This window comes from Nocardia sp. BMG51109, from assembly GCF_000526215.1.
Taxonomy (GTDB): Bacteria; Actinomycetota; Actinomycetes; order Mycobacteriales; family Mycobacteriaceae; genus Nocardia.
Map to the genome: position 1 here is coordinate 734,197 of NZ_JAFQ01000004.1, position 25,240 is coordinate 759,436.

Below are 25,240 nucleotides of genomic sequence, written 5' to 3' on the forward strand. Positions count from 1 at the left end.
ACACGCATGACACGACTGCTCACCGCGGTCTTCGCACTCATCATTCTGTCGGCCTCCGCCGTTGCCTGCGCCACCCCGGACAACTCCGACCCGAAAACGCTCACCGTCGGATTCGTCGTCGATCCGTCCTGGGCGCAGATACCGGTCGCCGAGCGCGAAGGGTACTTCGACAAGCATGGCGTGAAGGTCAAGGTTGTAGCCTTCCCGTCCGGGATCGAAGCGTTGCAGGCCCTCGCCGCGCACCAACTCGATGTCACCACGGCCGCCGATGTCCCCACGGCCGCCACGCTGACACGTTCCCCGTCGCTCCGGGTGATCGGTGACGGATCACGGTGGCAGGGTTCACGTATCGTCGCCCGGCGCAGTGCCGGAATCACCTCGACGGAGAACCTCGCGGGACGGTCGATCGGCACGCCCTTGGGAACCAGTGCGGCCTATTTCGCCTCGAATGCGCTGTCCGACAGCAAAATCGACGCGAAGCTGACCCAGGTCGCCCCGCAGGCGATGGTCACCGCGGCCACCCAGCACAATGTGGACGCGGTCTCGATCTTCCAGCCGTACCAGGCTCAGGTCGTCGCGGCCCTCGGCGGCGATGCGGTCGAATTGTCCGGCGGCACATACAATCAGCACAGCCTCTACCTGACGACGGATACCTCGGCCGCACGGAAGTCCGAAGCGCTCACCGCATTCCTGGCCGCACTCGGCGACGCCGGAACCCAACTCACGCAGCGATCGGCGCCGGCGGTCTCCGCCGTCGCCGAAGCCACCCAGCTCGACCCCGGTCTCCTCGAGAAGATCCTCCCCGAGTTCGACTTCACGATGCAGCTACCGCCCGACCTCCCGGACACCTTGACCACGCTGGCGAACTGGGGAAAGACCCAGGGATCGATCGAAAGCTCCACCCAGCTGCCGAACTACGGTGACCTGATCGACGGCACATTCCTGAACCCAGCGAAATAGAAGGCCGAGCGAAGGCACGGACGCCCGCATCCTAGTGAACTTCAGATCGTCTCCGCATCGTGTGCATCCTGATCAGCTCCGCTTACCCCCGTCGCAACATCGACGCCGCGTACCTCGAATCGGCGGCCGGGAGACTCTCAGAATTTCCCTTGCTGATCTCCCGCAGCGCGTCCTTCTCCAGCTCCGCACCGGCCGGCAACCGCTTCAATCGGGCGTTCTGCTCCCGCAGCTCCTTCGACTCTTTCGCCACGTCGGTATCCATCCTGCCGTACTGACGGCGCCAGTTGTACAATGTCGCCGTCGACACCTCCAGCTCCGCAGCGATCTCCTCACTGTTCTTACCCGCCGCCGCGAGTTCGTCGGCACGGCGCAGCTTCCGCACGATCTCCTCCGCGGAGTGCCGCTTCCGTCCAGCCATGATCCCTATCGTCCCTTCCAGCCCTCATCAGGGCCAACAGGACTCAAATACCGAGTGGTCTCGTTCACTGGGGACGGGCCCCGACTCGAAGCCCCCCGACCTCGACGCCGAACTCATCACCATGGCGGTCGGCGGACTCGCCCAGGGCATGCTCCAGGGATACAGCACCACTCGATCAGCGCTCGAACTCCTGGACCATCTCCTCGACCGCATACTGGAGACGTAATGGGCACTCGATCGAATCCGGCGGATTGGCCCACGGACTTCGCCATCGGACCGATGTCGACGCAAGACGCCGAGGCAATGTCCCACTGGCACTACGAAGGCGCCTGGAGGGTCTACGACCTTCATGGCCGAACACCGGCCGCCCTCGACGCCTACCGTTCGGTGAAGGCACGATCCGGCGACGGTGATCTCCTCGGATTCTTCTGCACCGGAGAAGAGGCCCGCGTTCCCGGAATCGCCAGCTCCGAGGGGACTCTCGACCTGGGCTGGGGCATGAACCCCGCCTGGGCCGGACGAGGACACGGACACTCATTCGGAGCCGCGATCCTCGACGAGATCCGACAGCTGCACGGCAGCAACAGGATTCGCGCCGTCGTTCAGTCTTGGAACAAGCGCAGCATCCGAGTACTGAACAAACTCGGCTTCACCGGCTCGGCGATCCATACCTGCATTCAGAACGACATCCCCGTGCAATACGACATATTGGTCCGCACACCGACCTGACCTGGAGACCGGTGTGGTAACCCGGGTTCCAGCGCCTCGCCATAACCGACCCCTGCCGCACGCCGCCATTCTCAACGGTCGGCCGTCTCTCGGCCGGAGCCGAATGACCGCGACGGTGTGTCACTCGTGCGCGGGCATCTCTTGTCGCAGTACGGTTCTGGCCAGTTCGGCGGGGGTTCCGGTGGCCGTGTCGATGATCGTGTCGTAGGTGTAGCCGTGGTTGTGAACCGTACGCAGGTGACCGCGAGCCAGTCCGATTTCGTGGCCGCGAGCCAGCTCCCGATCCTCGGCAACGGCCAATGGGCAAGTGACGCAGACCAATTGGACGTCCAGGCCGGCCAGCGCGGTCATCCACATCGGCAGCAGGTCGGGGGTCAGCAGCATCTCGTCGACGACCAGATGATCACCGCCATGGGCGAACTCCGCGGCTGCGGCGCACGCGGCCCGCAGCATCCGCCGACCGAAGTGACTGTAGCGGATAACCACCAGCGGGTGGCCGTCGGCGTCACGGCCGGTCCGGTCGTACCAGAACCCGTCACGACTGAGCGGACCGTCCCGTCCGCCACCCCAATCCGGCGGCACCAGCCCGAACAATGTATCGATTCCCCAATAGACGAACGGCGCGTCGCTCTCATCCTGAATGGCACGAGCCAAGGTGGTCTTACCCGAACTCGATGTCCCGTTGAGAAAGATGACCCGACTGGGGAGTTCAGTGCTCCGCATCCGACCCACACTAGCCGGGGAGAAGTTCCCGAACGAAGTTCTGTCGCCGATCTCTGCGACCACGAGTTGCGATGACTGCCAACGGAATCGAGACAGACAAGATCGAACTGTCGAGCCCGGACCTGGCCACCGCCCCTGCATCGGCAAGGCGGTCGTAGTTTCGCCACGCGCCGGTGATCGTTCCGATACGGGTGCCGTACAACTCGACGATGAGATCACCCATGGTCATTCTCCGGCCCGATGGTGGCAGTGAGCTCCATCCCGGTCTCCCGCGGCCCTCAGGGCACGGTACGGCGAGACACGCGAGAATTCCGGCGCCGTCGCGCGACCGAGCGATAGTCCGCTCGCAGCCGTGACCGTATCGCCGGAAGTGTCCGCGAGACTGGCTGTGACACGCCAGAATCGAAGGTATGGCTGAGCTTGCGCTGACGGCGGACCGTCGTGAAGAACTGGCCCGGCTGCTGGGGGACGAGCGGCGTCTGCGGTTCGAATATCCGAAGGTCGCGGAGTATCTGGAGACGGCGCCGATGTTGCCCGGGACGGGGAACGAGCAGGCCGACGCCGCGTTCGACCTGCGTTTCGTACATTTCCTGACCGGTGGTCGGGCAGTCGGCGCGAACCCGTACTGGAACATCGTCGCACCGTCGGTGTCCGAGCACGAGGGGCGCCGCGTGGTGAACGGCGGGCGACCGAACGGGAGCGCACGACTCGGCTTCGCGGAGACGATCCTGCAAGCGGCGTTCGCCTACGCGATCCCATCTCCCGAGACAATCGAATGGCTGACCCGGTTCAGCGACGGCCAGCCGGTGGTCGAACTCGGAGCCGGGCGCGGCTATTGGGCAGCACAGCTGGCCGAGGCCGGAGTGAGCATCGAAGCCTACGACTCCGAACCACCGGACCGGACGGAGAACGACGCATTCGCGAAAGCCGCGGGCCAGTCGGATGTGTGGCACAGCGTCGGTGACCTCGATGAATACGCCGCACGGCCGGCCGGAGAGGCGGGTGTACTACTCCTGGTCTGGCCGCCGGGCTGGGGCACCCCGATGGCCTCGCAAGCATTGTCCGCATTCGAAGCGGCAGGCGGTGAACGGCTGGTCTACATCGGAGAGCCCCGAGGCGGAAAGACCGGAGACGATGCGTTCTTCGACGCACTGAACGCGAGATGGAAGCTGGAAACCGAAGACACACAGTTCGTCTCGTGGTGGAACTTGACAGACCAAGCGCAAGGCTGGGCCCGGCACTGACGACTGCTTGCCCATCTACGGTCGCACTCGACTACCTTTTCGTAGTCACGAAAGAACTACTACGAAAGGTAGTCATCGATGTCGGCTACGGAGCCGGTGAGGCCGGTGGCTTCGTCGGAGCCATCTCGGTGCCCCCGGCGCGGGACGTACAGGATCTGCACGTAACCGTAGCCGTCGTGAACTGCGGGTTTCCGCGACCGTTCCTATTGTTCGGCGGCGTCGCCGTGCCACCGGTGGTGGTGCACAGTGAACGCCGACCGGATCATCACCGAGTCGAATCTGTTGCAGGCCGATGGGCTGGCCTGTGTGGCGTGCGGAGCTGACTACCTCCGCAGTCGTGTTCCGCAAGTGCCGGTCGGCCGATCGGTCACCGGTTCGCAGGTATTCGCCTGTGCCTCCTGCGATTTGAGCGACGCGCACCGAGCGGGAGGTGCGTTGGGATGAGCATCTCGATTTCGGATCGTCGTGACCGGACGCTGTGGGTCCAGTGCGTCTGCACGGCGGTGGTCGCGCTCGGTGCGGCGTACGCCTCCTATCGGCATGGTCGGGAGTTCGCGTTGCGGTTCGGCGCCGACGAGACGACGGCCGGCATCTGGCCATTGATCGTGGACGGGCTGTTGACCCTGGCGACGGTCGAGCTGTGGAAGACCGGCCGCGAGCGGAACGCGGGCGGCCGGTGGGCGGCCTGGTCGGCGTTCGTGTTCGGAATCTGCCTGTCGCTGTGCGCGAACATCGCGGCGGCCCCGGTGCTGAGCGTGTTCAGCGTCGTGGTCGCCGCGTGCCCGCCGCTGGCATTACTGCTCGCCGTCGAGTTGTTGAACCGTGCCCTGAAGCGGCATCACGCCGAGACCATCGAGACCATCACCGAGACCGGCGAGACGGACGAGACCACCGAACCCGCGGCACCGGTCGTGCGTCTCGCACCGGTCCCAGCCTGGTCTGGTCCGCGCGCCGAGCTGACGGCGGAGCAGCGCATGTGGGAGTACTACCGCAGCGAGCGGTCACAGGGGCGGACACCGACCGGTGCGGAGCTGGACCGGATTGCGGGCACGAACAACTACGGCCGCAAGGTGCTGCGACGGTGGCAGGCGGCGGGCGGAGCGTTAGTGAACCTGGCGGACCAGCAGGCGGACCGCGAGGTGGACCTCGGCGGGCCGGACGTCTGGGTCCGCGCAGTCGGCACAGGGCGATCGATCGGCGGTGATGCCCGATGACCGGCCGCGACGACAGCAGGGCTGCGGATGGGTCGGCGGTTGGTCGTGCGGATGGGGCGTCGGGTGCTCGGCGTCCTATAGCCGCCACCCCAAACGCCGAAGACGGAAAGCGCAACAAGGCAGCTCAGGCACGCATTCGAGGCAAGGCGGCGAAATCCAGAATGAATACCAATATTCATACGTATTCACATGTCGGGCGGCGTCGCGGGCGTGGCGTACATCGGGGCGGGCATCCGGACGCAGGTGCGTGGTTCCGTCTGCTCGACCGTGACCGTCGCCTGCTGGCACTGCTTTCCGAACACAAGGCGTTCACCACCGAGCAGATCGCGTCGCTGGAGTTCGCGTCGGTGCGGCGCGCGCAGGATCGGCTGCGGAAGCTGCGGGAGATGGGCATGGTGTTCGCCTTCCGCGAGTCCCTCTACGGTGGCGGCACCACCCAAACCCGCCACGCGCTCGGCTATTCCGGTGCTCGCCTGATCGCGGCCCAGCGTGCGCAGACTCCGCCCGCTCCGGCCAAGTACGCCCTGAGCTTGGAGCGGCTGGCGTGCTCGCCGATGCTCGACCACCGCCTGGGCGTGAACGGCTTCTTCTGCGCCCTGGCCGCCCACCGCAACCCCACCCGCCCCGGTTCGGCCGCGTCGGAGTCGGTGCAGGGGCTGACGCAGTGGTGGTCGGAGCGTCAATGCGCCGAGATGTTCTGGACCAATCCCTCCGGTGACGACCAACTCCACCCGGACGGCTACGGCTGCTGGGAACGCGACGGCCGCGCGGTCCGGTTCTTCCTCGAATACGACACCGGCACCGAGTCGTTGAAGACCGTGGTGTCCAAACTCGCTGACTATCAAGGGTTCCCGACTAACAAGTTCGGGATCCTGCTGTTCTCGGTGCACTCGGCCCGCCGCGAGGCCGGGCTCCGGACCGCGCTGAGCCGCGCGTTCGACAGCTACGGCCCCGACGTGGCGATCGCGACCACCAGTCGCGACCTTGCCCACCCAGACGGCCCGGCAGGACCGGTGTGGGCACTGTGGACAACCGGCGGCGGCGCTGTCACCGAACGACTACCGCTGGCCGATCTTCCCGAACGCGGCCCCCGGATCACCCACCACACCAGCGTCGAGCATCCGTACAACGAGGCAGCCTTCGACCACCACGACCCCCAGATCCAAAACCTCCTCTACCCCAATCAGGTTCGCCCCACGCCGCCGACGACGGAATACAGCTGGTGACAATCATGTCCGTTCGATGCGGGCACCGACGCCGTCCCGGCATACGGTCGCCGGTCAGCGGGTCGTGGTCGGCCCAGGGTCCCGCACGATCGACACGTGCAGCGGTGGTGGGGAACGTTGGCGGGGCGGACAGCGGGCAGTGGGGGAACCGGCCGCTGCCGGTTCCCCCACTCGGGGGCGGTTTTCAGGGGTTCTCGGCCAGTGCCCAGGTCCGGGGGGTGTCGCTGATTCGGCGGGCTACACCCTGTTCGGTCAGCTTGTCCAGGGCGTTGCTGATCGCGCCGTTCGAGATGTTCCGCTGGTATTCCTGGTCGAGCATGTGCTTGAGGACGGTGGTGGTGAAGCTGCGGCCCGGGTTGTCGCGCAGCGCGTCCTCCACCATGCCGCGCAACCCGCCCGGGGGCAGCTTGTCGGCGGCGCTGTGATTCGAGGCGGTGGCCGTGGGACGCATGCCGTTCGAGCGGGTGCTGGCGGGGCGGGCGGTGGCCCGTTTGATCTCATCGACGGTCAACAGTCCCGAGTCGGTGACCAGGGTGCGGAAGCCGTTCAGATCGGCCATGGCGGCGTCGAGGTCGCCCGCATAATCCGCGATCGGGGCGGTGTCGTCGCCGTCCGAGACGGTGCCGTTGGCCAGTGCCGTCGCGATGCCGCCGAGCCGCTGGGAAAGGTGCTCGAGGTGTTCGCGCGCGGCGGTAGACCGGTCCTGCAGCTCGTGGACCGCGCGGTCGTGCTGGGCGGCGATCAGCGTGTCCATCTGCCGCTGCCATTCATCGGGGACGCCGTCCGGCCCAGCGGGTACCAGCGCCCACGGTGGTATGGAACTTTGCGCGCCGTCGGGGGTTTCGATGATGCACCCGGCGATACCGTCCTGACACTGCATCTCGGTCACCCGCCCGCGCCAGGACCGGTGGTACCGGTTGGCGACCTCGTCCCCGAGCACGATCGGGCACGGCGCACCGAACAGGGAATCGCTGTCGTCGTCGGGCAGCTCGGCCGAATCCGCATCGTCCGGCGCAGCTTCATCGGTGGACTCGTCGGCCGGTTCAGGTGCGGCGGGCGAATCGGCCGGGGGTGCGGTGTGGGTGGCCGGTTCGGCGGGCGGCGTATCCGTGCCCTGGGGGGCGATATCGCCGTCCTGGGTGTCGGGGTCCGGGGCCGCCGGTTGGGGTGCCGGGGCCGTGCCCGCTGCGGCCGTTTCTGCGGCCGATGGCGTCACGGCGTCGGTGGTCGTCACGGTCCAGCGGTGCGGGCCGTTGGAATCATCAGCGTGGCGGGTGACCGTGTTGTCGTCGGTCCATCGGGCCAAGATCTTGCGGGCGCTGGACACCGTAATTCCGGCTGCGGCGGCCACTTCGGCGGTAGTCGCCATGGGCTGAGTATTCAGGGCCTGCCATAGGGCGTCCTCGTTGTCGGTACGGTGGGTTTCCGATGATGTTGTGGACATGACTTTTCCTTGAATCGATGGGTTCGTTTGGTTGGTCATATCCCGGCCGGGATGCGCGCCCCGTTCTGCAATGTTTCGCGGTTTCGTTCGGGGTTGCATATCCATGGACGCTCCATGCCCCGGGTGTTGTCAAGCCATTCCCAAATAAGACATGCATCTCGTTGAAATAGGCGCACGTACGGGGAAGCGGATTCGCTGAAGTCGTGCATTCCAACATAAGAACGGACCAGTGCCCTGAGTCGATTAGGTCACCCGCCGATTCCTTGCGCCGTCAGTCTCGACAGCAGCTCGTATGAGTTGCTGCTGAGGCGTATTCCGTCATTTCCGAGCGGCAAGTCGAGGCGCGGAACATGCGAGAGAAATGAAAAGACCCTGGCGCACCGGCACGCTCGTCCTCCGAGGTGGCGGGGGTGAAGTTCTTAAGGTCGGCCGCTGGCGTGGTGGGTAGCGCCGAGCTTGGCGAGCTCATTGCGCACAGCCCCGTTGCTACAGTCCGGGGCTTTCGGCTCTCATGCGGGTTGTTTTACCCATCATCGAGGTGAGCTGGCAGGCAACGCTCGACTTGCTCCCGCAACGCCCCGGAACCAGTCGGGGGGCTGCTGACTCCCGTCCTGCTGCTGCCTTACTTGCATATCCGGGCACATAATCGGGCCAGCTGCGGCCGGGCTCGCTGCCTCCGGAGCGCGGCGGCACGGCCCATCGATTCTTGTATCGGCAAGCCGCCTCGTAGCGACAGACGACATCACCGATTCAGCTCGTGACAGCCCTTGCACAGCGGTGAAGATCTCGGACACGAAAAGTGGGATAGTGGTTGGCAGCTCAAGCGAGGCCAGCGTGCGGTTTGCCTGGCGGCCATGCTGAAGCGGTACCGATTTGCGGCAATGCATTGTGCCCACCAAAAACCCGCCGCTCTGGGAGGGCAGGCTCGTCGAGGCGACTCCACCCCGTCGGCCAACGGCAGATGTCCACCCGATGGAGAAGTAACTAGTCTTGCCGTATGACGATCCGAACGTCGTCGTGGGCGTGGCGCATTGTCCAAACCGAAATCCAGGTCGCGCTCCCTCGACGCTGGGCCCACTCCCAAGGTGTCGCACGGGCCGCAGCGGACCTCAATGTCGCGCTTGGTGCCGACCGCGACCTCCTCGTCACCGCTGCCGTCCTCCACGACATTGGCTACGCACCCCGCTTGGCGCACACCGGCTTTCATCCGCTCGACGGTGCCCGGTTCCTTCGCGATGAGCACCAGGCCGACGAGCGCCTGGTGCGCCTGGTCGCCAATCACACCTTCGCGCTGCTGGAGGCAGAAGAACGCGGCCTCCGCGCCGAACTCGAAGCCGAATTCCCGCTCCTCGACAACCAGCTACTCGTCGATGCGCTGACCTACGCGGACATGACCACCACGCCGGACGGTGAGCCGACAACGCCGGCCAATCGGATTGCCGAGATCGTCAGCCGCTACGGCCCGGACACCATCGTCGGCCGCTTCATCCGGCGGGCCGAGCCGGAGATCCTGGTGACCGCGGACCGTATCGAGCGTGCCTTGGCCAATCAGCCGAGGTAGGGGTAGTTCCCGGACAGGAAGTCCCCGATCTGCTGTCGCATGCTCGGGTGGATGTCGTACTTGTCCAGGTCTTTCGGCGCCACGAAAGCCACGCCATCGGCCTCGTCGTTGATCGTCGGCTCTCCCGAGACCGGTCGTCCGATGTAGGTGTTCTCGTACTGTTGGCGCACCTCGCCGTCGGTGTAGGCGACGATGTGGTTCGGATTGCTGTACACGCCAAGGAATCCCGTGACCTCGGCGGTGATGCCGGTCTCCTCTTCACACTCGCGGATGGCGCACTCGGCCGGTGTCTCACCCATATCCATCGCCCCGCCGGGCAGCGCCCACTGCCCAGTATCGCGGCGGCGCTGCAACAGGATCGCCCCGGAGTCGTCGGTCACCAGCAGATTGCACGCCACCACCAGCGAGTTCGGCTTCGGTGCCTGCGGGTCGTAGTAGTACTCGATCCTGCCCATATCTCTGGCCTCTCGTTCAGGGTTTCCAGGTCTGCGCGTCAGCCCAGATCGCGTCGAAGCTTTCGGCGTAGTTGTCGAACCAGCCCGTGTCGCCGATCCGCTTGAGCTGAAGCACCGGGTTGGCGCTGGCTGGCTGTCCCCAGATGTGCGGATTCACCATCAGGATGTCGTCGTAGCGGAACAGCGAGTTGTACAGCGTGGTGTTGTGCAGCCGCACCTCGCAGCGCTCCCGGCCCAGCAGCGGCCGGTAGTAGGTGAGCGAAGCCCGGATTTTGGCGGCCAGGGTGTCGCCGCCGATGCCTTCCTCGCGCCCGCGGGCATCCACCGCGTCGCCGGTCGGGTCACCGAAGCACAGGCGGACGTGAACGCCGTGCTCGGCTCGCTTGGCGAGCATCTTCGCCACCTGTGGATTGGACTGGGCGAAGAAGGTCCCGGAGAACACGAGCACGTCGATCTGCTCGGTGGCCTGACGCAGCAGCGACAGCCACACTTCGCGCGGCACTTCCGCTCGATTGGGGTAGGTGGCGACAAGTTCGGTGTTCTTGGGTACCGGCGGTGCATCCGGCGCGGGCGGCCAGAGGAACGCCTCCTCGACGCGCAAGTGAAGCGCCACGCTGCGTCGATGGCGCCGGTGCGGGACCCGGCCGCCGAGCCAGCGGCTGACGGTCTTCGGGTCGACTTGACATACCTCGGCCAAGAGTTCGGGCGCGATCCCCCGCTGGTCGAGCACGGACTGAAGCCGGATGTTCACGGTTCTATGGAAACCGACCGAATGCAGGTCGGCAAGAACATCCACGTCAGGACGCGAAGAACGTCCCAGGACGTCTTCGCCCGCGTCCCATACGCGGTTACGCGGTCCCAAGATCACCAGCCACGATGGTCCTCTCACGAAAAGCCCAAGGGAGCCAACGTGTTCCACGCGCTCATGCCCGTCACATCAACTCAGCGCTGGTCACAGTCGGTTTTGGGCCTGTCCGATCGCACAATTGGCGAAACAGGGGGAATCCGATGAAGCCGTGCGACGCCTTGCTATTGCCGCCTGCTGCCACCAGAACGCTGCGGCAGCCGACCGAACCTTCCTCTTCGGCAGCGCGTTCCATCGTCGAGAACAACGCGGTGCTACGGGCCGGTGTCGTCGGCCTCGGCCACCAAGCACTGACCGACCATCTACCGACCTTGCAGGCATCGGCCGATGTCCGGCTCGCCGCGGTCTGCGACGAGAATCCGGCCGTTACCCACGAACAGCAGCACCGCCTGCGGGTGCCTGGCTACCTCGACTTCGAGGACATGTTCGCCAGTGAACAGCTCGATCTCGTCGTGGTCTGCGTTCCGCACCACGTCGGCGCACAGGTCGTCGAAGCCGCGGCCAAACACGGTGTCCATGTGCTGAAAGAGAAGCCGTTCGCCACCACCGTCGATGAGGCCAAGCGTCTCGCCGCAGTGGCAGAAGAGTCCGGGATCCACCTGATGGTCGCGCTGCAGCGGCGCCTGAACCCGATTCACACCAGCTTCCAGCTACTCGCAGATCGCATCGGCACGCCGTTCCTGGTCGAGGGCCGCTACACCATGCACATCACCGACCCGTCCGACGGCTGGCGCGGATTATCGGCCAAGGCCGGCGGCGGCTGCCTCATCGACATGGGCTACCACCTCATCGACCTGACCCTCTGGTACTTCGGCTTGCCGGATCGGATCACCGCAGACCTGTCGGCCAGCGCCCGCCCGGATCGGCGCTACGACGCGGAAGATACGGCACTGGTGCACTTTTCGTATGACCACGGCCTCTACGGCTCATTGCTGCTGTCGCGCTTTCTGGGCCCGAAGACCGAGGAACTGCGCGTGGTCGGCAGCCGCGGTGCAGTGCACCTGGAACGCAACCGCATCCGGCGACTCACCAACGACGCCACCGCCATCGAGACCGTCACCCGCGAACCCGTGGGGCAGGCGGCAGCGGCCAACCAGATCGACTACTTCGCCCGCGTGATCGGCGGCAGCCGGCCGAACCCGAGCAGCCCGAATGATCAGCTCGCGCACCTGGCCTTCATCACGGCTTGCTACCAGGCCGCCCGCACCCACGCCCCGGTCAATCCCAAGGAGTTGCTGTGACATCCCCGCTCGCCCTGCTGGGCGGCACGCCGGTCATTTCCGAAGCGGGGCCGCATTTCTCGTGGCCTCCGCTCAGCGCCGACACCACCGATGCCGTCATCGACCAGCTGCACACCAGTATCTCGGTGTACGACCGCTCCGGCGTTGTCGAAGTCCTGGAAGACGCGCTACAGGTCTACTTCGGCACTCGCTACGCGATCCTCACCAGCTCCGGCACCGCGGCGCTGTATTCGATGTACGCCGCCTGCGGCATCGGGCCCGGTGACGAGGTGATCGTGCCCGCCTATACCTTCTTCGCCACGGCCACGCCACTGCTGCACCTCGGCGCGACACCGGTGCTGGCCGACTGCGACCCCAGCGGCAACCTGGATCCGGGCGACGTGCCACGGCGTATCACCAAACGCACGAAAGCCCTTGTCGTCACACACATGTGGGGCATGCCCGCCGAGATCAATCAGCTCAAACAGCTGGCCGATCACCACGGCCTGCAACTGCTCGAAGACGGCTCGCACGCCCACGGCGCCAGCGTGGCCAGAACGAAGATCGGCGCGTTCGGACACGCGGCGGCGTTCAGCATGAACGGGCCCAAACCACTCTCCGCGGGCGAGGGCGGCTTCATCCTCACCGACGATGACGAGACCTACCACCGGGTGCTGCTGCACGGCCAGTACAACAAGCGCTGCCGCAACGAAATCCCCGCCGACAATCCACTCAGCCGCTACGCCGTCACCGGCATGGGCCTCAAACACCGCATCCACCCGCTCGGCGCCGCCATCGCGCTGCAGCAGCTCGCCCATCTGGACGACTATCTCGCGGGGCGGCAACGTATCGCTGAACACATCGGTGAACAGCTCGAAACCCTCGACGGCCTCCTCACCCCCTGGCATGACCCCCAGGTCCAGCCAGCCTGGTACGGCCTGATCCTGCAATACGACAGCGATGCCTTCGACGGCGTGCCTGTCGAACGCTTCCACGCCGCCCTGCAAGCTGAAGGTGCCAGCGAAGTCGACCGGCCAGGCTCGACCTGCCCGCTGAACCAGCTGCCGCTGTTTCAGACCCCCGGCCCGCTGTTCCCGGCCTATAGCGGCAAACTGGCCTACGCCCCCGGCGACTATCCCCGCGCCGAAGCCATCCACCACCGCACGCTCAAACTGCCAGTCTGGCACCGCGACGCCGACCTGCCGCTCGTCGACCAATACATCGAAGCCATCCACAAAGTCGCCCAGCACCACACCGAACTGAAAGGCTAAGCACGCATGGTCGATTCATCCCTGCTCGAACAGCTCACCACCGACGCCACCCGCGACGACGTCCAGCAACTCGTCGTCGGCGCCGTCCTCCAAAGCGGCGACAAGATCCTGCTGCTGCAACGGCCAGCCGACGACTTCATGGGTGGCATCTGGGAACTGCCCAGCGGCAAAGTCGAACCCGGCGAAGCGCTCGACCAGGCCCTCATCCGCGAAGTCAAAGAGGAAACCGGCCTCGACGTCACCCACATCGCCCGCTACCTCGGCGAGTTCGACTACCAATCCGGCAGCGGCAAGAAGAGCCGCCAGTTCAACTTCGCCGTCGACGTCGCCGCCGCCGAACCGGTCGAGCTGCAAGAGCACGACGCCTACGCCTGGACCAACCTCACCGAGGAACCGCCGGTCACCGACGCGGTCAAGCAGGTGCTAGCGCGGTACCGGGAGAGCTGAGACGGGCCTCCACCTGGAGCACCCGCGGCGATCGGGTTCGTAGAGCCCACCAGTGTGGCCTGGCCTGTGATCGTGGCTGCTGAACAGTGACAATAGGCTCCTCCGCAAGAATTGCGGAGGAGCCTATTTCGTGCGAGCAATCCGGGCCTCATCTCAGGTGCTACCCCTGACCACGATTACTCCCCAACCACGGCGGTCGTCGTATCGGCGTCGCTCTCAGCGGCGGCCGGATGTCCTGCAGCCGCGGCAAGACCTGCGTATCGACATCTTCGTTCCACCGGTTCCCATCGTCGGCTTCGACCAGCGGTGGGCGCATCGGTATGGTGTCCGCGTCCATCACCTCGTCAGCATGGTGCGCCAGCTTCGGGGCAGTGCCAGCAGGAACTTTGTGGCTCCGCTCAGGGACGAACGCGTGCCTCCCGCGAACGTGAATGCCCCTCCACCACATACCAATTCGGAACCCAAGCACAGCTGCGAAGAAGACTGACGCAGGCCACAAGATCCAGACGACCGGCGCCATGGTCAATCGCAAAGCTGGAGCAGGAACAGCGCCACAGCCAGGTGGACGAGGCATTCGTCGGGATGGTGGTGCCGGTGAGCGAAGCGCAACTCGTAGGCGCGCGTAGCAGTCAGTCCCAGTAATTGCACTTGGCACATATGCTCAGCCAGCGGACCATCCGCCTGCACAAAACTGTTGGTAGTCAATAGATCTCGTCACCTCCCAGAAAAAGCACGGGGCTGTTCGGACTTCAGTCCCATAACCCCGCGCATGGCAGCGGCGGCAGATCAGCCCGCACCTCGTCGTCCACCGTGACCCGCATATCCATGTCGGCGAACGTGCCCGCCAGCTCGTCGGCCACGTTCTGCGCCTGCTCGGCCGAAGCCTGGAAATCCAGCTTCAAAGCACCGGACTCGATGTGGATGTGCCGAATACGCCGCGGGAGCCGGGGCGGGGTAACGGGCCGCATCGGTGATCACATCCCCGGTAGCGTTCGCCGACCGGATTCGATCTCGGCAGCCAGATGGTCGTACCCCCGGCACAGTTCGAGCAGCTGCTCGGCTTCGGGGAAGTCATCCTCGCCGCTACGCCGATCGGTCTTGGCGGTGACGGCCTCCCACAATTCCGCCATCCGAGCCGCGATTTCACCAATGGACTCGGTATGCACCGGGAGAACGGGCAGACCGTCCATCGCCGCAGCATTCGACGGCGGGACCACCACCGTTCGCCGTTGCACCCACTCGGTCACCGCGTCATCGATGATGGCCACCAGCACCGCAATGTCGGTTTGCGCCATCACTAGCTGGGCCGCAGCATGTTTCAACTGTTCGGCCGACGCTGTCGCACTGCCGAGCATCTCGAAGGCCAGGCGGTACTGCGTTTGGCAGGACACCAGATCGAAGGCTGGATCGAGAATATCCCTGGCCGTATTCAAGGCCCTGCCGTCGAAGGTGGCCAGGAACATGTGCCCTGACGGCAACGGTTCCAGTGGAGCCCATTCCGGGATCGGCTGAGCCGCAGCGGGATCCGAACTGCTCATGGCATCGTCCGGACCCGCCGTGCAGTCGTTCAAGCCGGACGGCCGATCCTCCGACGCGCCATGGTTGGCCTGATCGTTCATCGCGCTCACCGCGGATGCGTCGTCGAGGGCACCAGGAGGCCGGCATCGGCCAGCACCCGGAGCGCGGCAGCCTTCCGCGGGCATTTTCTGGCCCGGCAGACCACGTGGAACTGCATCACGGCGTGGGCGCAGTCGACGCTGAAGGGTGTCTCCGGTTCCGCGTGGGATTCCTGTTCGGTCAGCGCGATGGTGTGGTGCATGGCGAGGGTGTGCATGGTCGGATACCTCCGGGTTGGGCAGAGCTTCGATCGAGAAGAGGTGCCCGGCACCGGGGCCAACGGCCACCAGCCCGCCTATTCGGCCCCTACGAGGGCCGCTGCGCCGCGAGGGATACGGCGTCGGCCCGGTACCGCGTACCGCTTTTGACCTTGGCGCACAGGCGGTTTTCAGCGGAACGGCGCGGCGTGGGGGTAGTGTGGGCGTAAGCGCGTATTTGCCCAGCTCAGGCGCAAAACCACGGGGGAAAGCGATGGTACGAGGGCGGCATTGGACCGGATTCGAAGCCGTGGCGCTGCAAGAAGCCATGCGCAAATCGGTTCGTGAATTCGCTGCCTTACTCGGCATCGAAACCACCACGATCACCAATTGGCGTACCGGCCTTGGCTCGGTGAAGCCGCGCTCGACCACCCAGGCCATTCTGGACACGACGCTCGATTTGCGGGCAACACCGGACGACCGGGCCCGGTTCGAACAAATCGTCGCCGAGGGCGAACAACTCTGGCGCGAGCGGCATGGGCGCACGTCAGAGGACGGCCAGGCACTCGCTATCCCGCAAACGTCCATAATCGCGGAGGTGGAACCTAGCCAGAGCCCGGTCGTACCCGCCGACCTCGACAGCGATTACGTCGAATCACTGCACGGCCGCATCCGCCAGCTGGTCGATCTCGACACCACCTTCGGCGGCGACCAGTCGTCAGGCATGGCGCTTCAGCTCTTCCGCACCGTTCACCGCAAGCTGGGCGTGGCTCGCTGCGTTCCGGCCGTCGAGCGGGATCTGTACGCGGCAGCCGGTGAACTCGGTGAGGTCGCTGGGTGGTTGCTCTACGACGCGGGCCAGCACGATCTCGTGCGCCAAGTGAACAACGAAGCGTTGCAGTTCTCCCGGCTTGCAGGGGACCGCAACATGGAACTGTTGACCTTGCAGAACATGTCGATGCACGCGGGCTACCTCGGCCGGCCTGTTGAAGCGCTGCGCATCGCCCGCATGGTGCTCGACCAGCACAGCCTCTCGCCGCGGTTGGAGGCCATGTTCCGTATACGCGAAGCCCGGGCTCTGGCGCAGGGCGGCGACGAATCCGCCGCCGACCGCGTGTTCGATCGGGCGCGGTCGCTGTACCTCGACGGCGTTGCCGAAGACGACCCGCCTTGGGTGTGGTGGATCAGCGACCAAGAGCTGGGGTGGCAAGAGGCGACGGTCCGCGCCGATGCCGGTCAGTGGCAGAAGGCAGCCGACGAGTTCTACGCCTCCGTCGAGGCAATCCCGGAGCGGGAAGTCCGATCGCGCTACAGCCACCTCGCATCACTGTTCAACGCCCAGGTTCGTGCCCATGCGTGGCACGACGCAGCCGACACGCTCCGGCGCGTACTGCCGTTCGTCGAGGAAATCCGTTCCACCCGAACGGCATCCACCCTGTTCGACGGCATCGACCATCTCGACACAGTCGAACCGGCCCCATCGGTGCGCGATGAGGCGAGGCAACTCCGCGAAATTTTGGTGGGCGTCGGATACGCGCGATAGCCCCTGGCTCAACTTCGACGGCACTGCCTCCGAGTCGAGCTGTCACCCAAGTACTATCCACCGCAACATGTTTGGGAGCGTGCATGACGTCGTGCAGCCTCTAGGATCGACTTCGCTGCGAGGTGGTAGGGCGCAAGCTGCGAGCAGACACCTTCCAACCAGCACGTCCGAATCGGACGGTTGACCCCGATCGAATTCGAAACCATCATGACCCCAGCAGCCCCCCAGGCTGCTAACCGCTGTCACCTCATCGTGCAGCAGCCCCGCGTGTGCATCCAGCGAATGGATCTATGCCTACCGCTACCCGACTTCCTCACCAGCCCACTGCCTTGCGAGATCCTCGCCTTGCGCGACACCGAATACCAGCAACTCGACACCCAGCGGGCCGGATAACGTCAATCCACACGTCTACCCGATCAGGAGAAGTCACCAGTGGCCATCGAGCACGAAGCCAAGATCCTCAACATCGACCCCGACACCATCGAACGTCGCATCCGGGAACAAGGCGGACACAAACTCGGCGAACGCTTCATGCGCCGCTACGTCTACGACATCATCCCCGGCGACCAATCCAAGTGGATCAGGCTGCGCGACAACGGAACTGGCACCACACTCGCGGTCAAAGAGATCACCAGCGACGCCATCGACGGCACCCACGAAGTAGAGGTGAACGTGGACGACTTCGCCGCCACCAACACCCTGCTCGAAATGCTCGGCTTCAAAGCCAAGTCATACCAGGAAACCAAGCGCGTCAGCTTCGCCCTCGACGGCGCACAGCTCGAACTCGACACCTGGCCACGAATCCCGCCCTACCTGGAAATCGAAGCCGCCACCAAGGCCGACGTCATCCACACCGCCGAACTCCTCGGATACACCGAATCCGACCTCACCGGCGAGAACACCATCAAGATCTACGCACGCCACGGCATCGACCTCAACACCATCCCCGAACTCCGCTTCTGACCGGGCCGTCCAACCGGCAGATCCCCATCGATGCCGCGTCGGAGTGGCGGAACTGACGCGGTTGGCCCAGTACGACCGCGAGGTGCGGGCCAGGGTGGAGGCCGACGTCGGGGACGCGGGGCTTCGAACCGGCGGTCGGAACTGTCCGAGTAGTCATACGCGAGACCGAACGCTCTGGTGTGACTGAACGGTTGCTAAGGCTTCTTGACGATCAGGATGCCTTTGCTTGGCTTGTTGTTGGTCCGGCACAGGTTTTCTTCCGCCACGGTCTTGAACACAGCTCTATGAGCCTCGTCGTACGGGACCTCGAACTCGTCGCGCTCCCAGGTTGTCAGGTAGCTGTACTTGCCACCCAGCGCGTTCAAGACGTCCACGATCTCGTTTGCGGCGAGCGCTGCGATACGGAGCAGCTGGACAGTCAAATCCGGTTCGTTGCGAGTCACAGCGGCGATTCTGCGGAGTTGGTCTACGGGTAGGGCTCTGTTGTGTTTGACAGCGAATCTGGCGGCGGCGGCCAGGGCTTTGTCGTCGTCGTTCGGAACGAATTCCGCCAAGGCTCCGAGTACTTTGTGGCCGATTTTGCCGCTGGCCTCGGGATCGTCGAACATCTCGGCGACGATTCCTTCGATCAGGCTGGGGGTCAGGAACTCCTTGATCGCGTTCGAGGCGGCGATGGCGGGACCTACGGCGGTCCACCCGCCGTGCCTGAGGTGGGCGAAGGTGTCCGCGTTGTCATAAACCAGGTCGTCCTCAAGGAGCAGCGCGAACAGGTCACTTTCCTCCGCTGCGATCTGTGTAGGCGAAATCCACTCGGCAAGGTCGAGACTGCTCACAAGCCGGACCCGGTCGGCGGGCTGGGGGATGCCACGCCGGGCATTGAGGATGGCAACGGCGGCATTCGCGGCAGCGTCCCCCTTGCGAGACTCGCTCGCCTCGTCGTCGGTGTAGATTTTGCCGGCGTCGAGCAAGAGTTCACCGAGGCTTTCGTCGATCTCTCCGACCTGCGCCCGGTAGGCGTCGAGATTCTCCAGTGACGCGCGGAATAGCTTGGCTTTGGCCAGTTCCGGCCAGGTCGACTCGGGTGCGTCTGTGAGCCGCTCCAATGAGCTGTCGGGCGCCGCGGTCGAGATGAGCTTCCTGAGCAGCTTTTTGTCTCGATACGTCGCTTTGAGAGCATCGAGGAGAGTCGGAGCGGTCAGTGTCGAGTGGTCGGTGTGATCGTCGGCTATGACGGCGTCGAGATAGCCGCCGAGGTTGTCCAAACAGTAGTGGTAGACCGCGTCGTTGCCGCGAAGACTGTCCAGCGCCACCTGGCCGTTGATGGCGAGCGCGGTGCGCAAATTGTCCGCGGTCAGCTCATACAGGCTGTGGTACACGATGCGTTCCCGCAGTTCTTCGTACACACCATCGAGGCTGGGCAGACGCACGCGAACGCGTTGCAACATGGTCACGACTGTCTTTTGTTCGGCCACGGGACTGGACTCGGTGAAGGCCGGCATCTCGCGGTACCGCGAGGCGATGAAGTCGCGGACGTCGGATCCGAGATCGTAGGTGTCTTCTGTGGGGGCGGCGGCCTTTAGTGCGGCGTCCATGAGTGCCGCGCGCACGTCAGCGGGCACTCCCTCGTTGGAGGCAAGATAGGTGAAGACGCCTCGCCAGGGTTTCCGGCTCAGGTGCGCGGCTAATTGCGTCCGCCTGACGTCGGAGGTGAAGAACGCGGCCAGGAACTGCTCCGCTTCGCTCCTGAAGTTCGAGGTCAGGTACGTCACGACCTCGTCTGCACGTTCGGTGTCCTCTTCCAGGAGATAGTCGACTACCTGAACGTTGTAGGCGCTGATACTGCGGGTGAAGTCCTCGTCGGCTTCGGCGAGCAGGTTCGCGATCGCGCCGGGGCTGGTGAACTGGTAGTTGATGTCCATGGTGTTGGGCTGGGCTGTCTGCACGATGAACGTCGCCACGTCGACGCCAGTGAAGTCGCCGTAGAACTGGGCGGCGTAGAGCGTGAAATTCTGGTCGATGTAGCCATGCTTCACGAGATCGCGCGCCATGCTTGACTTCAAGGTCCTGTCCGCGAGTTCGCCGAACGACAGTTCCTCGGTGTTCCCGGCGTCGTCTCCGGCGGGCATAGCGACGGTGATCGTGAACTTGTCGGCGTTGACCAACGTTGAGAAGCTGGCTCCTCGCAGGGCTTCGATGTCGCGGTCGAGCTGCTGCAACTCGTCGGCCACCTCTTCAGCGCGCAGTTGCTCCCACCGATCGTGCAGGATTTCCGGGAAGAGGTGATCAAGACGTTCCCCGGTCAAATCGGTGAGAGCACTCGGGCTGTTGTATTCCGGGTTCTGCACCGCTTGCACTGCGATGTTGGGTGAGGCGGCAACGGCTTCCCAGAATGTGGGCCTGGTTATGTCGTCGCAGTTGTAGGTGGTCGATGCGACGACGAAGAGCAATTGCCAGGCCGTCCAGCCTGTACGGTCCCGTGCGACCTCACCGATTCCCATGAGCCGTTTGCCGAGCTGCTCGGCGACAGGGTCGAGGGCTGGTGGCTGCGCGCTTCGCGCTAGCAGGTCTCGTTTGGCTTGTTCACGGTTTGCAACTGATGTTGCGACGAGTTCGCGGTGATAGTCGTAAAGGCGGTCGAGGTCGCTGGAGCGCCGCGCGATGTTTTCGAAATCCTCCAGGTGGAAATTCTTGTAGGCGACCAGCGCGAACAGATGGCTAGCAGACAGCCCCGGCGCGGCCTTATCGGTCTGCAGCAGACGTTCGGCGAACACGAGGTATTCGTTGCGGATATTCAGCAGGAGTCGCTTGTCGGTGGCGTGCTTGGCGACGAGTTCGATCAACGGCCGCTCGATGTCGACGTTCGCCTGCTGCAGGAGCTGGTGTAGGTGCTCGCGCGCCGTGCGGTGCGAGATGAACGGCACGATAGGGATAACGACCTCGAAGAACTTCGTCCGGTTCGCGCGGACGGTCTCGGCCCGCGCGGCGTCGTCACGCTCTTGGGCCGTGTCCTTGCCGATCTGTTCGAACAGGCTGTCACGGACGGCGTAGATGAACCGGAGTGGCTTCTTGCGCCACTTAATCTTTCTGCGCCGCTTCGGTGTGCTATTGAGGAGAGTGTTGAGTTCGCGAAGCGCCTGGAAGATCTGAGGATCGTTGTAGCGGTCGAGGTCCTCGAAGATGACGAAGTCCGTAGGCTCCTGATCGAAGACATAGACGATCTCGTCGAGGTAGTCATCGAAGTAGGTGCGATTCCTCGCCGACAACGCAAGCTTCGCGCCCGCCGCGGACACCTCCGAGATCGTGAACCGATCGTAGGTGACTGTCCGCAGCACCCAGACCACCACGACGAGTAGGACAGCCACCGCAGCCCACACCACGGCCCGCGCGGTACTCGAGTGGTTAGGCCCCGAGGCCATCTGCGGGGGCAGACGTCCGAACAGCACCAGCAGCGCTCCGAGCACACCGACGAACCCGGCAGACTCGATCAACGCCCGCCACCGCGGCAGCGGGCCTCGCCGGCTGAACCGCGAGTGCCGAAGTGTGCGCGACCGGGTGCTGTACACCAGTTGCTTGAGTACCTCCTTCTGGATGCGGTTTGTGAGGGTCGCGCCCTCCGCGTCCGGTGCCAGGGTGGAGACAGCCAGCCGCAATGTCGAGCGACTGTGCTTCTCCTGGAACTTATCGAGCACGCTGGACTTACCGGTTCCGTACCGTCCGCTGACAGCGATGTTGCGGTTCCTCGGATCGTCGACCACGTTCTCCAAGCGGTTCAGGTACGCCTCGTGCTGAGCTTCGTCGTACAGCGGCGCCAAGGATTCCAGCACCGCCTGGCCCGGGGTCCGCCTCGACCTCGGCAACCACGCGGTCAATTTTGCCCGCGTGCCACTGCGGTGCTCGAAGTCACTCACTGAATCCCTTCCATCCCCCGCGCAATTTGAGGAAACGCTTCGCCCCGTATCCTCAGCCGAAATTAGAGCCCACCCAGTTCAGGTATCAGAGCGTCGCCGAACTGCAGGCGAACGTTACATTTCAAGGGGTCTGGCCTGTCGCTTAGTCCGACGTCCGTCATGGACCTACCAGCGGCAAGCCCTGGTGGCCGGCTCTGCCCGTCTCGGACGGCCCCCGCAACGTCCGCGCACAGGACCTGCAACCGGCCCGTCGCGTTCTCGCACCCCCGCGTCGATCGCGCGAGGTGCGTTGCGTGGGCAAGTGTCCGGGCTTGAGCCGCCGGTGCATCCGTGTCCGGGTGGCGGTACTGGTTAGGGCCGTGCGCGTGGTGTCAGGTACCGGCGGACGGCGGCGATCGCGGCGGTCCTGCCGCGAGGGCACGCACCTGCGACAGCCATCATGTCTGCGGTCGGCATGGCGTTCGAGACGGACCGTGATGGCATTGCGCATCCGATCCCCGGCCGGGCTTGGCGGACGGGGATCGGCAGATACGGCAAGCGCAGGCGTCAATTGCGCGAGCCAGCGCCCAGATCACCGCGTTGCATGATCAGCTCGCCGCGGCTGCCGCAGCCTCGCCGGATCCGAGGATTGGCAACTTTACCCGCACCAGGTGAGACAGCGTCCGCCTCCACCTGGCTATTGTTTGGCTTGGGTTGCCAGCCCGGCAAGGAGAATCGGCGAGGGCGCGCCTGGTGGTGAGCGCCTGGAAAAATGCCGCCTGGAGCACCTAACAAGACCACCGGAATGACCACCCGTGGCCAGGAACAGGTGACGGGCCGCGATCAGGGCACGGCGTTAGCGGCCGAGCGCTGCAGGACGCGGTGACGAATCCCACACGGCCGCCGAAGTTCAGCCGGATAAGTACGGCCGCAAATACCGCCACGGCGGTCTGACGAAAAGCCGCCAGCTACACATAAAGTGATCGGAATCACAAATTTTTGGTTCACCGAGGCGAATGGCACTCTACTGCGGGAATGACACCCATTACCAGGGGTGCGTGGTTGAAAGCTTGTGCGCCCCTAGGGTATAGCTAAATCTGAGGCGGTGAATAGTGTCTTCGCAACAGGTCTCCTGCCCCTTCTGATCATTGTGCCCGTATCTGCGGCCGTGCTTCTTGCAACCGCCGGAGCGGTGCTCCATCGCGATCGTGATCGGCGCAAGGCTGCAATGGAAGCCCTTCGACTGCTGCTTGAGCGGAGGCGTTGATGGAATCGGGTGCTCGACGGGGCAAGGGTTTGACGGACACGCTCCGCCGTCGAGAACGGCTTCATTGGCTGTTGATGATCATCGCGGCATATGGGCAGATTGAGGTGCCCTGGTTGTTGACGATGGCACCACCATCCGTTGCGCCGGGGACTCGTTGGCACTACGAACGCTATCTGGATGACCTTGTCAAGCTCGACCTGGTCTGGGTTCACAAAGCGCGTGGGATGAGGATTGCCAGCGCGACAACCCGAGGTCGAAGGGCGCTTGCGCGAATCCAGGCGGACAATCCTGGTCGCCCAACCGTCAGGGCATACCGCCGCAGAGGTTCCACCGGTGGGTTGATCTAACGAGCAAATTGCCGTGATTGCCTAGTTGTTTTGCTGTTGTCCGCGAATAGCTCCGTGCGGATGGTTATGCATCATATCGAAAATGTTGGCCACGGCAAACTCGAAATTTGAGTCTTCGAGAAGGCCCTTCTTGATAATTTGAGGAGCAAATCCAGCGTGATATAATAATGTGATCCGCAGTATCCATGAAAGAGTGTAGTTCACGCTGATTATAAGATCGAGAAGCTGTTCCCGATCGAGCGGCACCGCATCATCCTCATCATCGAGTTGATGGACTATCTTGTTGCGGACATAACCAACCGACTTAGGCCAGTCTTGAAATGCGTTAAGTAGTTCTTTCGGAGTAGCTACTTCAACTTCGCGAGCGAGATCAAGCATGCGCGCACGAAACTTGACATCGCCGATTTGGGCCAGCGAGCCATCCAGCGCCGCATTTAACCTTTCCGTGTCATGCACACCGTGTTCATGGAATTTTTCTATCGCAGCCTTTTTAGCGACACGCCGAATGCTCCGTAGCGCTGATTTTGATAATTCAGGGAACGCCGCCACCGACTTCTTGTACAACTTGCGGTGTATGCCTTCAGCGACAGCTGCAATCGTAATTATCTGGCTCTCTATCGGATCCGACTCGTCGAGACTTGAAATGGCGTCAACCAGAGTTTCTGCGCGAGCGCTGAGATCTACCCATTGCGCCACTCGGTCGAGTGTAATCGAATCCCACGACATCAGCGATTGTACCGATCGCGACTTTGGATCAAGTCGATCAGAGTGTCTTCCCCAGACTGTAACCCATGCACTTGACGATGTTGTACGAATTTGAGTCTCTCGAAGCAGCAAAGGATGGCGCAGCGCGATGCTAGCTAGTGTATTGAAGGCCAGAAAAGCGTTGTTCTCTAATTGCCGCAAGCTCATCGCCTCGCCGAAATTGAACTCCAGCCACTGTCCGCGGGACTCAATGTAGGCAGTTATCTCACCGCCGCCCAACTCGACGAATGACGCAGATGTCCCCGCCATTTGGCCAACTACAGGTATGTCTAATTTATATCGAACGGCGACATACCTCTGGTCCGCAGCGGCGTGCTCACCTCGAAGTACGAATTGGGCGGAAAATGACTGCTGGAAATATCTACTGAGACTTAATTGATAACCACCTTGCGCCTCCAGGAGTGTGAACTTCTCACCGCCGTCCGACTGGCCCCATATCGTGCGCGGACTGAAGTCCGCCACGATTTCTGCGGCGTTCATTGAACGATGGAGACTCGTCTCTCCCGGCTTATGCTCGATCTTCACGGATTTTTCATCAAATATGAACCCATTTACCGTGAGTGTCGGCTTATTTTTACAGTCAATTTTCAACACGCCGAGCTGCTTTTTACCGACATGGGCGTCCCAGAATTCACCCGAAAACTGTTCATCTACCATTTCTGCTACCCCTCAGTGTCCGGCGCCCGGCGGTTAGGTATCGCCTCTGGCTGGCCGATAGTTACCAACCAGCGCGAAGAGCATCACGGTCGCGTACGGGATTGCCACCCGGACTAGAAACCCGTGTGTCGGCGTCAGCGGGCTCACAACGCAAGGGAAACTGCGGCTCGCGGGTGTCCCCAGAATTGCGCAGGATGCCGACGCCGAGGCCCGCGGCGAC

General features: G+C 63.9%; 24 protein-coding genes. 12 read left to right on the plus strand and 12 right to left on the minus strand.

All coding sequences use genetic code 11. From position 1 onward, the window contains the following. Positions 1–6 precede the first annotated feature (6 nt). A complete protein-coding gene (locus tag D892_RS0104875) occupies positions 7–960 on the plus strand; it encodes an ABC transporter substrate-binding protein (RefSeq protein ID WP_232235983.1) in 954 nt (317 codons plus the stop codon). 82 nt (positions 961–1,042) lie between these two features. Here the strand turns inward: D892_RS0104875 and D892_RS40410 are convergent, their stop codons facing one another. Further along, positions 1,043–1,378 (minus strand): transposase, encoded by a 336-nt coding sequence (locus tag D892_RS40410; protein WP_084160935.1) that lies wholly within the window; start codon positions 1,376–1,378, stop codon positions 1,043–1,045. Here D892_RS40410 and D892_RS47580 point away from each other — a divergent pair. Beyond that, positions 1,377–1,604 (plus strand): hypothetical protein, encoded by a 228-nt coding sequence (locus tag D892_RS47580; RefSeq protein ID WP_024800166.1) that lies wholly within the window; start codon positions 1,377–1,379, stop codon positions 1,602–1,604. The two genes, D892_RS40410 and D892_RS47580, sit on opposite strands and share 2 nt — an antisense overlap. Continuing rightward, the gene (locus tag D892_RS43450) at positions 1,604–2,107 is read left to right on the plus strand and encodes a GNAT family N-acetyltransferase (RefSeq protein ID WP_024800167.1); all 504 of its coding nucleotides are present in this window, start codon (positions 1,604–1,606) and stop codon (positions 2,105–2,107) included. The genes D892_RS47580 and D892_RS43450 overlap by 1 nt, the downstream gene beginning before the upstream one ends. Positions 2,108–2,227: 120 nt before the next feature. Here the strand turns inward: D892_RS43450 and D892_RS0104895 are convergent, their stop codons facing one another. Beyond that, positions 2,228–2,830, minus strand: coding sequence for a chloramphenicol phosphotransferase (locus D892_RS0104895; protein WP_024800168.1), 603 nt, complete (start codon positions 2,828–2,830; stop codon positions 2,228–2,230). A 10-nt stretch (positions 2,831–2,840) separates the two neighbouring features. Beyond that, the gene (locus D892_RS46410; protein WP_156959379.1) at positions 2,841–3,053 is read right to left on the minus strand and encodes a hypothetical protein; all 213 of its coding nucleotides are present in this window, start codon (positions 3,051–3,053) and stop codon (positions 2,841–2,843) included. 187 nt (positions 3,054–3,240) lie between these two features. Here D892_RS46410 and D892_RS0104900 point away from each other — a divergent pair, with 187 nt between their 5' ends. The 3 genes from D892_RS0104900 to D892_RS40425 all read left to right on the plus strand — a co-directional run bounded on the left by D892_RS0104900 (position 3,241) and on the right by D892_RS40425 (position 6,514). Continuing rightward, positions 3,241–4,074 carry a hypothetical protein gene (locus tag D892_RS0104900; protein WP_024800169.1) on the plus strand — a complete coding sequence of 278 codons (834 nt, stop codon included), beginning with the start codon at positions 3,241–3,243 and terminating at the stop codon, positions 4,072–4,074. 440 nt (positions 4,075–4,514) lie between these two features. After that, complete coding sequence (locus D892_RS40420; protein ID WP_024800171.1) at positions 4,515–5,288, plus strand: DUF2637 domain-containing protein; 774 nt, start codon at positions 4,515–4,517, stop codon at positions 5,286–5,288. A gap of 161 nt (positions 5,289–5,449) precedes the next feature. Beyond that, the gene (locus tag D892_RS40425; RefSeq protein WP_024800172.1) at positions 5,450–6,514 is read left to right on the plus strand and encodes a replication-relaxation family protein; all 1,065 of its coding nucleotides are present in this window, start codon (positions 5,450–5,452) and stop codon (positions 6,512–6,514) included. 184 nt (positions 6,515–6,698) lie between these two features. On the opposite strand, the gene D892_RS0104920 is transcribed toward D892_RS40425, so the two are convergent. Further along, positions 6,699–7,958, minus strand: a complete 1,260-nt coding sequence (locus D892_RS0104920) for a hypothetical protein (protein ID WP_156959380.1) — start codon at positions 7,956–7,958, stop codon at positions 6,699–6,701. Between the two features lie 997 nt (positions 7,959–8,955). On the opposite strand from D892_RS0104920, the gene D892_RS0104925 reads away from it, so the two are divergent. Next, the gene (locus D892_RS0104925) at positions 8,956–9,519 is read left to right on the plus strand and encodes an HD domain-containing protein (RefSeq protein WP_024800174.1); all 564 of its coding nucleotides are present in this window, start codon (positions 8,956–8,958) and stop codon (positions 9,517–9,519) included. Here D892_RS0104925 and D892_RS0104930 read toward each other — a convergent pair. Both D892_RS0104930 and D892_RS40430 read right to left on the minus strand, forming a co-directional pair. After that, the gene (locus D892_RS0104930) at positions 9,507–9,974 is read right to left on the minus strand and encodes an NUDIX hydrolase (RefSeq protein WP_024800175.1); all 468 of its coding nucleotides are present in this window, start codon (positions 9,972–9,974) and stop codon (positions 9,507–9,509) included. The genes D892_RS0104925 and D892_RS0104930 overlap by 13 nt on opposite strands. Before the next feature lie 16 nt (positions 9,975–9,990). Beyond that, positions 9,991–10,770 (minus strand): DUF5919 domain-containing protein, encoded by a 780-nt coding sequence (locus tag D892_RS40430; RefSeq protein WP_198036832.1) that lies wholly within the window; start codon positions 10,768–10,770, stop codon positions 9,991–9,993. 80 nt (positions 10,771–10,850) lie between these two features. Between D892_RS40430 and D892_RS0104940 the strand changes: the two genes are divergently transcribed. Genes D892_RS0104940 through D892_RS0104950 form a run of 3 tightly spaced genes read left to right on the plus strand, consistent with a single transcriptional unit; the run spans position 10,851 to position 13,777 of the window. Continuing rightward, positions 10,851–12,080 carry a Gfo/Idh/MocA family protein gene (locus D892_RS0104940; protein ID WP_232235984.1) on the plus strand — a complete coding sequence of 410 codons (1,230 nt, stop codon included), beginning with the start codon at positions 10,851–10,853 and terminating at the stop codon, positions 12,078–12,080. Further along, positions 12,077–13,330, plus strand: coding sequence for a DegT/DnrJ/EryC1/StrS aminotransferase family protein (locus D892_RS0104945; protein ID WP_024800177.1), 1,254 nt, complete (start codon positions 12,077–12,079; stop codon positions 13,328–13,330). Before D892_RS0104940 ends, D892_RS0104945 begins: the two co-directional genes overlap by 4 nt. 6 nt (positions 13,331–13,336) lie before the next feature. Next, positions 13,337–13,777, plus strand: a complete 441-nt coding sequence (locus D892_RS0104950) for an NUDIX hydrolase (protein ID WP_024800178.1) — start codon at positions 13,337–13,339, stop codon at positions 13,775–13,777. 522 nt (positions 13,778–14,299) lie between these two features. Here the strand turns inward: D892_RS0104950 and D892_RS44840 are convergent. The 4 genes from D892_RS44840 to D892_RS0104965 form a co-directional block, all read right to left on the minus strand. After that, positions 14,300–14,482, minus strand: coding sequence for a hypothetical protein (locus D892_RS44840; RefSeq protein WP_084160936.1), 183 nt, complete (start codon positions 14,480–14,482; stop codon positions 14,300–14,302). Positions 14,483–14,526: 44 nt separating this feature from the next. Then, positions 14,527–14,679, minus strand: coding sequence for a hypothetical protein (locus D892_RS0104955; protein ID WP_156959381.1), 153 nt, complete (start codon positions 14,677–14,679; stop codon positions 14,527–14,529). A 72-nt stretch (positions 14,680–14,751) separates the two neighbouring features. Continuing rightward, positions 14,752–15,396: a hypothetical protein gene (locus D892_RS0104960; RefSeq protein WP_024800180.1), complete on the minus strand. Its 645-nt coding sequence runs from the start codon at positions 15,394–15,396 to the stop codon at positions 14,752–14,754. Positions 15,397–15,401: 5 nt separating this feature from the next. Then, on the minus strand, positions 15,402–15,611 hold the full coding sequence (locus tag D892_RS0104965; RefSeq protein ID WP_024800181.1) for a hypothetical protein: 210 nt from the start codon (positions 15,609–15,611) through the stop codon (positions 15,402–15,404). Positions 15,612–15,901: 290 nt separating this feature from the next. Between D892_RS0104965 and D892_RS40435 the strand changes: the two genes are divergently transcribed. Together D892_RS40435 and D892_RS0104980 are read left to right on the plus strand one after the other, a co-directional pair. Beyond that, on the plus strand, positions 15,902–17,134 hold the full coding sequence (locus D892_RS40435; protein ID WP_156959382.1) for an XRE family transcriptional regulator: 1,233 nt from the start codon (positions 15,902–15,904) through the stop codon (positions 17,132–17,134). 432 nt (positions 17,135–17,566) lie between these two features. Further along, entirely contained in the window at positions 17,567–18,097 is a 531-nt protein-coding gene (locus tag D892_RS0104980) for a class IV adenylate cyclase (RefSeq protein ID WP_024800184.1), read from the plus strand. A 194-nt stretch (positions 18,098–18,291) separates the two neighbouring features. On the opposite strand, the gene D892_RS0104985 is transcribed toward D892_RS0104980, so the two are convergent. Together D892_RS0104985 and D892_RS46415 are read right to left on the minus strand one after the other, a co-directional pair. Continuing rightward, the gene (locus D892_RS0104985) at positions 18,292–22,005 is read right to left on the minus strand and encodes a hypothetical protein (protein WP_156959383.1); all 3,714 of its coding nucleotides are present in this window, start codon (positions 22,003–22,005) and stop codon (positions 18,292–18,294) included. 1,614 nt (positions 22,006–23,619) lie between these two features. After that, complete coding sequence (locus D892_RS46415) at positions 23,620–25,020, minus strand: HEPN domain-containing protein (protein WP_156959384.1); 1,401 nt, start codon at positions 25,018–25,020, stop codon at positions 23,620–23,622. Positions 25,021–25,240: the final 220 nt, after the last annotated feature.